The following is a 12,076-nucleotide window of genomic DNA, read 5'->3' as shown; positions in this document are numbered from 1 at the left end:
AACATCAAAACTCCTGTTGTATTATTACGAAATAGCAATCGGGTTCTTCCCAAGGTTTTTTAGGGTCAATTCTATTACGGCAGCCCGGTTCTGCTTTTCCTGCGATAATCACTGAATAGCTTTTGCCCAAGGTAAATAGCACATCGCTTAAGCGATTGACATAGTTGTCGCTTTTTTCATCGTAAAAGAAGAAAGTTACTTTCTGCTCTCGGGTTTCGGTAGTATATGATGAAAAAGTATATTGTTCGATACTCTCTGAGTAAGCCTCGTCCTTTGCGGATTTTTTTATAAATGTAATGGGAATATCTTCTGTGGCATTTACAAATCGGTATCTGAAAATTGAATTATCACTTAAACCGAGGGGTTGGAATTTATTTGCAAAGATTTTGATGTTATTGCTGTTGCCGGATGCTACAAACATGATTCTTTCATTTTCGGTTGATTCGATTTGGTGAGATACACCGTTTACCCTAACTTCTATCACGCCTTTGTCCACTACTGTGGCTATCGAATTTGATGCTGATATGCGTGCGTCAACGACTAAATTTTGAATTGCTTTTGATGAAATTATATCAATATTAACAAAATTTACACCCCGAACAGCATTGACTACTTGAACAAATAAGCCTTCTTCCAGAAACGCAACATTCGTATTGACTACATCATCTTCTACGACAGAAATCTTAGTTTTGCCGTCGGTATCTTCGGAAAGTATTAGCAAATAACTGCTACCGGCTTTGAATTCGCCTTTTGCTGAATAGAGCATTTTCGCAGGTTGCGAAGCGGTAAAAATACTCAGCGGAGCGACACCTGCATAAAGAGCTAAGGGATGAGATAATTCACCTTGAGAAATTTCTGATGCAAGTATTGTTCCCGATGAGTAACCATTAGGGAATAATGCAGCGTTTGGCTCTGCTCTTGCCCCAAGCGATACAGTGATAGCTTCGTAATTCTTGGAAGCGTGAAGCACTCTGACGATTGCTTTTCCGGTTACATCCTCTTGCAAACTGACGGGCTCGACCAAAAGCATTTCGCCTGCAATTGTATTGCCTGAGTCGAGTATCACAAGTGAATAATTTTGCAACACTTCGATTGATGATTTAAGATTGATAGTCTCATTTCCACCAACTGTTGCCGAAATTGAATCTCTGAAAACAGTGTTGCAAACGCTAATTTGGTTGTAATCAGTAATTTGGTCAGGCTGAACTGATGATGCAACTGAAAGTCCGTTGAAATTGATGCCAATTTCGTTAGATGCGAGATTGATGATGCGGATATTGGCATTTCTTTCGTCAACAATCCTTGGCGAAGTAAGTGCACCGCCGCTCATCTCATCTTCATCTAAAAGTTTCAGAGTAGGGTTACCGTTTCCGTCATCAGTCACGATTAGCACGTATTGTTTGCGTGCTTCGAAATTAACTTCATAGATATTGACAAACTCTTCTTCGATTGAAGCACCGTCTCGCACAAATCTGATTAATGAAACACCCATGGTCTCAGCAATCAAATTTAGAGGACCTGCAGATGAATTCATATAATTCACATTATTAAACATGATTTCCCCATTCGGACAGCCACTCCTAACAGCAAATGACGAATTTGTATCCGGGAAAAGATTGATAATCTTGAGCAAACATTCGTAGTTGTTGTCGGGCAAAGCTGTCGTTGTTCTCAAAAACAACAAAGTGTCCACGTTACATCCGGGATTTGCCAAACATTCACGGCTTGGAACTGCAAAGTACGTATAGCGAGTGTTTCGCAAGAATTTTTGCAACATTTCTAATTCATACTCTTTGTTAGTCCCCGAATATACATTGAAAAAAGCCGAGTCAGCAGGTGGTTGAATAGAACTTGAACTCGTCCCCCAAGGAGTGACATCCGTTTTGGAAATGCCGGACATGTCCAAGGTTCTCGGGCTTTTGTCCTTGCTAAGATTAATAAAACGAACTCTGACAGTTTCAGCTTTCTCGGGTGGATTGACCAAAGCCGGGTTCTCTTCGATACAGGCGCTAATAATAAACGCAAGAACAATTGGTAGTATGATTCTTTTTAACATAGATAAAAGTCGTTTTTGTACAAAGATTATTTATAACAGACAAACATGTTGCAATAAAGTTACAATTTACGAAAAAATTTAATTTGCTGTTAATATTAAGACGATTAAAATTTATTTTTTTCGTTTAGTGATAAATTATTATCTTAGTATATATTTTTGGCACAATATTTACGGGATTTATTGATTCGATGATTTTAATAGATAATATATTAGTTGACGAGCGGATTGGGACGAGTGATTTCGAGTGCGATTTGACCAAATGCAAAGGTGCTTGTTGTACGTTTCCGGGCGAATACGGCGCCCCCGTTCTTGATGATGAGATACCCAAAATCATGGAAGCCTTGCCTCATGCTCTTGAGTATTTATCCCAAAAATCTATCAAAGTTATCGAAGAAGTGGGTTTTGTTTCCGGAATACAGGGCAACATGACCACTATGTGCATTGAAAAAAAGGATTGTGTGTTTGTCTTTTATGAGGGCGATATTGCATTATGTGCTCTCGAAAAGGCTTACTTAGAAGGCAAAACCGACTTCAAAAAGCCGGTATCGTGCCACCTGTTTCCTATCAGAGTCGGTGATTACGGGGGGAAATCGTTATATTATGAGAAAATCTCAGAATGCGATCCGGCAATTACCAACGGAAGGAGAACGGGGAACAAAATATACACTTCTGTCAAAGAAGCTATCATCAGAGAGCTCGGCGAGAGTTGGTATAATAATTATCTTAATGTAATTAACGGTAAATAAAGAGGAAAATGAATATAACACTTGACCTTCGGACGTCTTTATCGCAAAGACTTACACCTCAGCAAATTCAATATCTGAAATTGCTCCAATTGCCGCTTGTGCAATTCGAGCAATATATAACCGAAGAACTCGAACAAAATCCCATGTTGGAAGACCCCAACAGTGCTATAGATGATGTCTTCTCCGACGACGAAGATGATTTTATTCCGAGTTTGCCCACGGCTCAAGACGCCCAGACTACTGTTTCGGAGCCGGATGTCGCTGATGACCAATCTGATACTGTTTATACAGAGTCTCCTGCTGAAGATTTCATCGTAAGCGAAGATGAAAAAGACCCATTCGAGATTTATGATATGGTCTGGCAAGACGATGTTGGTAACGAATCCCATTCGACTGACAATTTCGATGATGACGAACGTACGCCATTTCAAATCAAAGACAATGTCACTTTTGAAGAAGATTTAATCAGCCAACTGAATTTGCTCGAATTGACCGAAGAAGAGCTGATGATTGGCGAAAGAATTATTGGCGATTTGGATAGCGATGGATACTTCAGACGCGAACTTCAAGATGTGATTGATGAATTGAATTCCGAAATTGCCCGAATCAATACTCTGGCTCAAGGCAAGCATTATATCGAAATGCACCAGCAAAATGGCAAATCATATTCCAATCCTGCAAAATATTACGAACTGACTCCTGAGAGCCGCCGTTTGCTCGAATCAGCTTTGAATCTGACCAATAACGAAGGTCTGCCGACAAATATTCAAAACCATCAGAAAGCCGATGAATTAAAATTTTTCAAAAGTATTGATATTGAAACAGGTGAAAGAGTGCTTTCGATTATTCAAGGGCTCGAACCTCCGGGAGTTGCATCGAGAAATATACAAGAATGTCTGATTGCCCAAACTAAACATAAGGAAGCCGCTCCCGATAGAGATTTGGCGCTGAATGTTTTGTCAAAATGCTACGAACCCTTTATACGCAAGCACTATAAGCAAATCATCAAGGATTTGAATATTTCGGAAGATGAGCTACGTAATGCAATTGAATTTATTAAGAGATTGAATCCCAAGCCCGGCGGTGGAGACAACCAACCCGAGATGAATTCGGTAATTCCCGACTTTATGATTAATCGCGATGAAGAATCGGACGAATTGCTGATTGGGCTAAATGACAGTCGCATCCCGCAAATCAAGCTCAATAATTTGTACGATAAGCTTAAGAAAACTGCGAAACTCAAAAAATTCAACAAAGACACGAAAAAGTGGCTCAAAGATAAACACGAAGACGCAAAATTCTTGATGCAGGCGATTGTTCAGCGTAAAAATACAATGCTGAAAGTGATGACAGCTATTGCTCAAAAGCAAAAAGCATTCTTCTACGAAGGCTCTTCAGCCATGAAGCCCCTTCGATATAAAGATGTAGCCGAAGAATCAGGTATGGATATTTCAACAGTGTGCCGAATCGTCAATGGCAAATACGTTCAAACCGAGTATGGGACATACGAGCTAAAGCATTTTTTCAGCGAGGCATTGCCCACTGAAGACGGTGAAGATGTTTCAAACAAAGTAATCAAAGATGAATTGAAAGATATTATTGAAGCTGAAAACAAGAGCAAACCTTACAGCGACGAAGAATTGAGCAAATTGCTCGGCGAAAGAGGCTATCAAGTTGCTCGACGTACAGTCGCAAAATATCGCGAGCAAATGCGAATTCCCGTAGCTCGATTACGCGTTGAAATTTGATTTCAATACATTGAGTGATTTTTTCATATTGCCGATGAAAATCAACCAAGCTATTACTATCGTTGTCGTAGTTGCGTAATAACCTGCATCGAAGGGTAATTTCGCTATTTTCATCTCGAATAAAATTGCTCTTGCGGCGGTGAACAAAATCAGCAGGATTGCTGCTATCAACGATGACTTAAATAGCGAAGGCACGGACAGAATTGCGATATACCTAAATACCGATTTGCCCAAACTTATAAAATAAGGCTTGAGAATAAAATAACTTGCAATCGGTATCAGCACCAAAAGCGCCAACGATACCAAATAGATGACTGAGGGAAGTTTTGGACTAATGTCTGCCAATCCGCCGGAAATCATAAACGCAGCAAAAGATGCTATCAAAAGCAAAATTGCAAAATATTTGCTATCGCAACTGCTCTTTATTTCGTCACTTGCGAGATATGTTAATGTTTTCTTTGTATTTAGATACATTTTTTTTGTTCAAAAGTATTAGAAATAATATTTTTTTGTTAATTTACTTTTTTAAAATAACAAAAATGAAAATATAAATTACAAACTAAATTAGGATTATGTGATGTCAGACCAAATAAAAATTCATAACCACCAAACTTACTCGATTATTGAGTTGAACGGTAGGTTTTTACCGGGCGGCGACCCTGATGTATCGGACTTGATTAGAGACCATATCCGCGAACAAGGCGATTTGGGTGTCAAAGGTGTTGTGCTTGATTTGCGCAATGTTGACTTCTTTGCATCTAATGCAATTGGAGCTTTGATGTCGGGCTATAATCTGCTCATGGATAAGGGTGCAAAGTTGATTCTCTGGAGACCCAAATCATATCTACGCGACAGTTTGAGACTTGTAAGAGTGGACAAGCTATTGTCTATTGTTGACGATTTAGATGAAGCAATGGACATGATGGGACTGCCTCCTGTTAATGAATAATCGCTGAGAAAATTTTCGTAATCCCGCAAAATTGCCTTTTGACCGGCATTGTGGTTTCATTGTAATGATATAAATAACAAGTCCGTTTTATACGGACTTATTTTTTGGGGAATCACTTCTTTTTCATATCAAATGTAGTTACTTAGCGTAATCTGAACGAATAGATAGGATTTGACGTCTTTATATTTAGAAGTGGAATCTTCATTTACTTAATTCAATCTAAAAAGTAGATGACGGTCAAATGAAACGAAGGAATTAAAAAATGTTGATGGGGATTATAGATGCAGTAGTATTCATGTTTGTCGAAATGGCGCCCTACATAGTATTGGGGCTGATATTCGTGGGTCTGTTGAATCTATTTATAAATAAAGATGTTATTGCACGTCAGATAGGCAAAAAAAGTTTTATGTCGAATCTGAAAGCCGCTTTATTCGGTATTCCTTTGCCACTATGTTCCTGTGGGGTTATTCCGGGTGCGGTTTATATGTCAAAAAGCGGTGCATCGAAAGGTGCGACAATTTCATTTTTGATTTCGACACCACAAACAGGCGTTGATAGCATATTTGCGACTTACGGTATGATGGGACCTGTTTTTGCGATTTTTCGTCCCTTAGCTGCTCTAATTATGGGCATCTTGGGTGGTACATTTATCAATATCGTTGATAAAGATGAGCCGGAAAAGAAAAAATTTATCAATATCGAGCAATTTCAGCCAGTTTCCAAGTCTGATTTAAACACAAGAATTAAAAGTACGGCGAGATATGCTTTTGTTGAATTTTTAGATGATATTTCGGCACAATTTGTTGTGGGTGTTATCATTGCAGGACTGATAGCATATTTTATTCCTGATGATTTCTTTGCGGATTCGGCAATTAATTCGGGAATTCTCGGCATGTTGATTATGATTGCAATCGGAATTCCGATGTATATTTGTGCAACTGCATCAATTCCAATTGCTTTGAGCTTGATGATGAAAGGATTTTCTCCGGGCGTAGCATTTGTGTTTCTGGCAGCAGGACCTGCAGTAAATGCAGCAAGTTTTACGATTATATCTAAAACTCTTGGCAAGAAATTTGCATTTTATTACGTCGGTACAATCGCTGTTCTCGCAATATCAATGGGTTATTTGCTCGAATGGATTTTTTCTGTCATTGGTACGTCTTCAATTACTCATGTTCACGAACATGAGCATGGAGCAAATCTTATAACATCCGAAATTGCAATCGTTATAAGTATATTTTTTGCTGTCATGCTTGGGTTCAGCTTTTATCGAAAGTATTTTGCAAAATTTTTTAGAAAAAGTGAGGATAGTATAATGGAATCAGGTACTGAACAAAAGGTCGTAGGAATTGAAGGAATGACTTGCAATCATTGTGTGGCAAATGTCAAAAGGGCTATAGAGAAAATTCCGGGTGTTCAATCTGTAGATGTCAGGTTGGACGAGAATAAGGCATACATTCAGGGGGATTTTGATATGGACAAACTAAAAGCCGCAATAGATGAAATTGGCTATAAAATTGTCTGATGTATAAACCGAAAATTAAAAATATACTATATTTGCATTTTTAAATAATGATTTGATATGAACAAAACAGCAATTTATCCGGGTACATTCGACCCAATTACTAACGGACACGTAGATGTTATCGAACGTGCGTGTGAGATGTTCGACCATGTGCATGTTGTGATAGCAGTGAATGCAAAAAAACAGACGCTTTTTTCCGAAGAAGAAAGATTGGTCATGATTAGAGAATCGCTCAAACATTTGGATAATGTCTCCGTGATTGCACATCACCAACTTACTGTGGAAATAGCTCGCGAGACAGGTGCAGTGGCAATAGTACGCGGTATAAGAGCCATCTCGGATTTTGAATTTGAATTCCAAATTGCACTCATGAATCGCAAACTTGAGCCCAACATTTACACTGTTTTTCTGACTCCTCACGAAAAATATACTTATCTGAATTCGAGCATTGTTCGGGAGATGGCAAGCTATGGTACCTTCGCCGAAGATTTTGTTCCGCAAATTGTTGTAGAAGCTTTGAAAAAGAAATTTGAATCAAAATCTTAAAATATACGGAGAAAAATGAATGAAATTAACTGTTGATATTAGTCTTTATCCTCTAAGCGAGGATTTTATTCCTCATATTAAGGAATTTATACTCCGGCTCAGATCATACGAAAATTTGACGATTGCCACGAACAAGCTCAGTACTCAAGTTTCGGGCGAATTTGACGAAGTAATGAAAATTATCGGCGCCGAAATGAAGGCAATGTTTGAAGAACAACGTTCTGTACTTGTGATGAAATTCTTATTGGGCGATAAACTTAATGACTGATTTCGTGCTAAAATTACAATGTGTATTTATAAAAAATGAAGAACAAAGAAAAAATTGGCAGATAGAGATAAAATATTAAATAATGATGGTAAGCGAGAGTTGTCCGAAAGAGAAAGGCAAATCCTGCACAAAATAGTGCATTTGTACATTTTGAAGGCTTCACCTGTGGGTTCGCGTTTTCTTTCCAAATATATCGAAAATGACATGAAATTATCGCCCGCAACAATGCGAAATATCATGTCCGACCTCGAAGAATTAGAATATATCAGCCATCCTCATACATCAGCCGGCAGAATCCCGACCGATAAGGGCTATAGATTTTACGTCAATTCGCTCCAAAGTTTTGAAAAGCTCAATAGTGTGGAACTTTCTGCCGTAAAGAAAACTTTATCGCAAGGTGATTCGGATAATTTGCTCAAAAATGCTTCAAAAATACTTGGACTATTATCTAAATATCTCGGAATTGTCAAATTCCCGCACCTCCGCGATTTGATTATCCAAAAAATTGAGCTAATTCAACTAAGCTCTACCAGATTGCTTGTGGTACTTGCATTGGAATCGAAACAAATCAGGACTGTGACGCTCGAAGCCGATTGCGAAATTGATTCGGCGGATTTGGATTCACTTTCAATATATATCAACGAGCGATTGACAGCAAAGCCTTTGAAGTTTATTCGCGATAATTTCGCCGATATTATCAGGGATTCCGATATGGGAAACACGCCTTTGGTAAGGCTTTTCACCGAATCCATTGATAGAATTTTTGCCTCATATCAATCAAGCGAACGAGTACACATAGCCGGAACGCCGAATTTGCTCGATTATCCTGAATTCGAAACGCCCGAAAGATTCAAAGGTGTAATCGAATTAATCGAAGACGAAGATGTAATAGTCCATCTGCTTGATAATATTGAAAATAAAGATGGCGTAATCATAAGCATTGGCGCCGAGCACGAAAATCTTATAATGTCCGATTACAGCCTAATCAAATCTACTTACAAAATGGGTTCTGCAACCGGGACGATTGGATTGATTGGTCCCAAACGCATGAATTATGGCAAAATGATTACAATCGTGAAGTATATTTCCGATTATCTATCCAAACATAACGACTACAATTAGGCTTACAATAAATGATTCATGTGCTTGCGGCGCAAAAAATCAACTAATTCCTGAACGTCCTCGGTTTCGCCTTTTTTGCAAATCAAAATAGCCTCGTCGCTATCAACTACTACTAAATCATCGCATCCGATTATACCAATCATCTTTCCACGTGACATCACGAAACAATTCTTATTGTTAAGCGAAATGACATCGCCTTTGATAACGTTATTGCTCGCATCTTTCATCGAAATTCTGTAAAGTTCGTCCCAATTGCCCAAATCGCTCCAATTAAAGGAAGCTTTGACACAACGGACGTTTTCGGCTTTTTCAAGAATCCCATAGTCAATCGAAATCGAAGGAATTTGGCGATAAATATTTTGCAAAAATTCTACGTATTTATCCCGACCAAACATAGGCACCAAGTCTATAAATCTTTCGTTAATTTCGGTCAAATATTTCCTGAATGCAGCCATCACAGTGCTAATTTTCCAAACGAAAATACCGCTATTCCACAAAAAATCGCCTGATTCGATAAATCTGCGTGCAGTCCCGATATCAGGCTTTTCGGCAAAGGTCAAACATTGTTTCAGCCCTGATTCGTAGTATGGGTTGATTCCCGGATTGCCATTTTTGTATTGAATATAACCGAATTTGGTTTCCGGTCTCATTGGGTGGATGCCGATTGTGATGATATCATCCGCAAAATCTGCACAATCTCCGGCAATATCCAAACTATGGTAAAACTCGCCGAGATTAGAGATATTATGGTCTGAAGGGAACACAAACATAATCGTATCATCATCGTAATTTTTTTGCCTTATATAATGTGAAGATAAAGCAATCGCCGGTGCGGTATTTTTGCCGAAAGGTTCATAAATTATATTTTCTTCGGGTAAATTCGGGAGTTGTTCCTGGGTTATAAATCTGTGTTCGTAGCCCGTCACGACAAAAATATCTTCTTTACCGAAATAGTTCTCAAGTCGCTCGTAGGTATTCTGTAGCAAAGTCCCTTCGCCAATCATATGAGTATATTGTTTAGGATTCTTTTCTGTGCTGCGGGGCCAGAATTTGGCTCCCAATCCGCCTGCTAATATCAATGCAACTTTTTTCATGCCGTTTTTCTCATTCTTATTTCCAATACAATATGTAAAATTATGAAATAAACTTGCAATAATAAAATCAATTTTAAATTTTATTGAAAATTTCCGTTCAAAAAAGTTTAATTATCCTCAACATTAATCCAATTCTAACAAAAAGTAAAAATATCAAATCGTATATAATGAAAATAAAATAATTTTGATAGTATGTTTATATTTCTTAAATTGGTATAAGCAAATTCTGCAAAAAGTTTTTACTTGAAGATTTATTAAATTATACTATCAATTATGATGAAAGATAGAAAAATTGATATATTCCAAGTTCATTGTTTGAGCCATCAAACTTTTGTATATGCTATCCTTTTGCTTATGCTGATACTTATGTCCTCATATTCAAAAGCAGACACTGACACCCTTAATTGGGTTTTTACCGGAAATGCAAGTGTATCTTCAGATTTTTATTCAATCAATTCATCTCCCGAAAATAGTATCAATCGCCGCCGCCCTACAGATTTGCATAGATTACTATACAATTCAAATTTGAAATATGGAATCTTCGAGTTGCCGATAACAATTGTGCTCTCATCCAATCAGACAAACTTTACCACTCAAGCTCCCGGGGCACAGACATTTATGCAATATTTGCAGAACCCGATGAATATAATTAGAATTGCTCCGCGAATTGGAGACTTGAGCCTTCAGTTTGGCTCATTCGTCCCTCGTTATTCCGAACTTTCTACAGGTAATTCTAATGTTTTCGGGCTTGGAGCTGAATATACTCCCGATAATCTTGCGATTTCGGTATTTTACGGCATTTCGCAACGTGGAGTCGAATCCGATACTACACGTGGAATTCGTGGGTCTTATGAACGGCGGAGTTTGACCGCACGATTGCATTATGGGAGCAAACGCACCGGGCTTATCGGGATAAACGTGGTCGCTGCCGAAGATGTAGAGAGCTCTATGAAATCTCCAAGTTTGGAACTTTATCCTGAAAGAGGATTTTTAACAACGATTAATTTCCTTGTTCCATTCACGGAAAGGATTTTTCTCGAAGGCGAAGCAGGTGGTTCACTTTTCACTCGAAACACTCGAGACAAAGAAATCGAAAGCAGTAGTTTAGACTTTTTGTCTGTATTGACACCTATTAAAACATCTACTCGAGCAGATGGTGCCGGAAGGTTGAAATTCGGGATAGAATATGATACTTGGGGAATCGCCGCAAATGCTCTTTATGTAGGAGACGGCTACGTCCCCTTGGGGTACAGGTTTTTCATGTCGGACAGATTGGAATTGACATTGATGCCGAAATTACGACTTTTCGACGGCACTATTTTCGTATCGGGCTCAATTGGTACACGCATTAACAATCTATCAAACACAAAATCCCAGACAAGTGAGCAATTGTTGGCATCCGTAAATTCTGCAATACGATTTACCGACTATCTCAGTCTCAATGCGGGCTACTCTAACTTTGGATTCCGAAACAGAACAGATAATGACACTCTGAAAATTGATGTCATATCGTCTTCGTTTAATCTCTCGCCAAATTTAATTTTACGCGGACAAAAGCTTATTCATTCGATTACACTAAGTTTTGCATTTGACGATTATAAAGACTACAACACATTTACAACTGTAATCAACGAAAATTCAACTCGCAGCATAACAGGAGTTCACGTAATCAACTTCACCGAAATACCCTTGACCACAGATTTGACGCTAATGCAACTCACAAACGACATCAAGCCATTCGAACTTAGCATCTATTCGGTAATTGCAGGCGTGGCTTACCGTTTTTTCGACAATACGCTCAATCCATCTCTAAAAATTTCATACAATAACACAAGTTACACAGGAGCCGGTTCGGATAATTCAATCGGATTCCGGGCAAAAGTGGCTTATATTTACAACAAAAGTTTGACATTTACTGCCGAAGCATCATCCAACCAATATTCTTACGGTGAATTGCGGAGCAATGCTTCATTTGGGGAGACTTTCGTGCGGCTTATGGTTGCATCAAGATTTTAGTGCTAA

The 12,076-nt window shown here is 38.5% G+C and carries 11 protein-coding genes; 8 read left to right on the top strand and 3 right to left on the bottom strand.

The window, feature by feature from the left end; all coding sequences use genetic code 11:
- Positions 1–4 precede the first annotated feature (4 nt).
- Positions 5–2,056 (bottom strand): DUF4397 domain-containing protein, encoded by a 2,052-nt coding sequence (locus M9949_03455; GenBank protein ID MCO5250461.1) that lies wholly within the window; start codon positions 2,054–2,056, stop codon positions 5–7.
- A gap of 188 nt (positions 2,057–2,244) precedes the next feature.
- On the opposite strand from M9949_03455, the gene M9949_03450 reads away from it, so the two are divergent.
- Positions 2,245–2,802 (top strand): DUF3109 family protein, encoded by a 558-nt coding sequence (locus tag M9949_03450; GenBank protein MCO5250460.1) that lies wholly within the window; start codon positions 2,245–2,247, stop codon positions 2,800–2,802.
- 8 nt (positions 2,803–2,810) lie between these two features.
- Entirely contained in the window at positions 2,811–4,550 is a 1,740-nt protein-coding gene (rpoN, locus tag M9949_03445) for an RNA polymerase factor sigma-54 (GenBank protein MCO5250459.1), read from the top strand.
- On the opposite strand, the gene M9949_03440 is transcribed toward rpoN, so the two are convergent.
- Positions 4,533–5,024: a hypothetical protein gene (locus tag M9949_03440; protein ID MCO5250458.1), complete on the bottom strand. Its 492-nt coding sequence runs from the start codon at positions 5,022–5,024 to the stop codon at positions 4,533–4,535. The genes rpoN and M9949_03440 overlap by 18 nt on opposite strands.
- 103 nt (positions 5,025–5,127) lie before the next feature.
- On the opposite strand from M9949_03440, the gene M9949_03435 reads away from it, so the two are divergent.
- From M9949_03435 to hrcA, 5 genes are all read left to right on the top strand, one after another.
- Positions 5,128–5,499, top strand: coding sequence for an STAS domain-containing protein (locus tag M9949_03435; GenBank protein MCO5250457.1), 372 nt, complete (start codon positions 5,128–5,130; stop codon positions 5,497–5,499).
- A gap of 262 nt (positions 5,500–5,761) precedes the next feature.
- Positions 5,762–7,024 carry an SO_0444 family Cu/Zn efflux transporter gene (locus tag M9949_03430; GenBank protein ID MCO5250456.1) on the top strand — a complete coding sequence of 421 codons (1,263 nt, stop codon included), beginning with the start codon at positions 5,762–5,764 and terminating at the stop codon, positions 7,022–7,024.
- 57 nt (positions 7,025–7,081) lie between these two features.
- The gene (gene coaD, locus M9949_03425) at positions 7,082–7,570 is read left to right on the top strand and encodes a pantetheine-phosphate adenylyltransferase (GenBank protein ID MCO5250455.1); all 489 of its coding nucleotides are present in this window, start codon (positions 7,082–7,084) and stop codon (positions 7,568–7,570) included.
- A gap of 19 nt (positions 7,571–7,589) precedes the next feature.
- On the top strand, positions 7,590–7,838 hold the full coding sequence (locus M9949_03420; GenBank protein ID MCO5250454.1) for a thiamine-binding protein: 249 nt from the start codon (positions 7,590–7,592) through the stop codon (positions 7,836–7,838).
- A gap of 54 nt (positions 7,839–7,892) precedes the next feature.
- Positions 7,893–8,960, top strand: coding sequence for a heat-inducible transcriptional repressor HrcA (hrcA, locus tag M9949_03415; GenBank protein ID MCO5250453.1), 1,068 nt, complete (start codon positions 7,893–7,895; stop codon positions 8,958–8,960).
- Positions 8,961–8,962: 2 nt separating this feature from the next.
- Here hrcA and M9949_03410 read toward each other — a convergent pair whose 3' ends face one another.
- Positions 8,963–10,054, bottom strand: coding sequence for a sugar phosphate nucleotidyltransferase (locus M9949_03410; GenBank protein ID MCO5250452.1), 1,092 nt, complete (start codon positions 10,052–10,054; stop codon positions 8,963–8,965).
- 273 nt (positions 10,055–10,327) lie between these two features.
- On the opposite strand from M9949_03410, the gene M9949_03405 reads away from it, so the two are divergent.
- Positions 10,328–12,070 carry a hypothetical protein gene (locus M9949_03405; GenBank protein ID MCO5250451.1) on the top strand — a complete coding sequence of 581 codons (1,743 nt, stop codon included), beginning with the start codon at positions 10,328–10,330 and terminating at the stop codon, positions 12,068–12,070.
- The last annotated feature ends 6 nt before the right edge of the window (positions 12,071–12,076 follow it).

This window comes from Candidatus Kapaibacterium sp., assembly GCA_023957315.1.
GTDB lineage: Bacteria > Bacteroidota > Ignavibacteria > Kapaibacteriales > UBA2268 > PGYU01.
The sequence above is the reverse complement of the archived record's forward strand: the minus strand, read 5'-3'. Positions and strand labels throughout refer to the sequence as shown.

Bases quoted from the DNA above. Each gene is read 5' to 3' on its own strand.
- M9949_03410 (MCO5250452.1), bottom strand. From the start codon at position 10,054: ATGAAAAAAGTTGCATTGATATTAGCAGGCGGATTGGGAGCCAAATTC.
- M9949_03440 (MCO5250458.1), bottom strand. From the start codon at position 5,024: ATGTATCTAAATACAAAGAAAACATTAACATATCTCGCAAGTGACGAA.
- M9949_03430 (MCO5250456.1), top strand. From the start codon at position 5,762: ATGTTGATGGGGATTATAGATGCAGTAGTATTCATGTTTGTCGAAATG.
- M9949_03420 (MCO5250454.1), top strand. From the start codon at position 7,590: ATGAAATTAACTGTTGATATTAGTCTTTATCCTCTAAGCGAGGATTTT.
- M9949_03405 (MCO5250451.1), top strand. From the start codon at position 10,328: ATGATGAAAGATAGAAAAATTGATATATTCCAAGTTCATTGTTTGAGC.
- rpoN (MCO5250459.1), top strand. From the start codon at position 2,811: ATGAATATAACACTTGACCTTCGGACGTCTTTATCGCAAAGACTTACA.
- coaD (MCO5250455.1), top strand. From the start codon at position 7,082: ATGAACAAAACAGCAATTTATCCGGGTACATTCGACCCAATTACTAAC.
- M9949_03435 (MCO5250457.1), top strand. From the start codon at position 5,128: ATGTCAGACCAAATAAAAATTCATAACCACCAAACTTACTCGATTATT.
- M9949_03455 (MCO5250461.1), bottom strand. From the start codon at position 2,056: ATGTTAAAAAGAATCATACTACCAATTGTTCTTGCGTTTATTATTAGC.
- M9949_03450 (MCO5250460.1), top strand. From the start codon at position 2,245: ATGATTTTAATAGATAATATATTAGTTGACGAGCGGATTGGGACGAGT.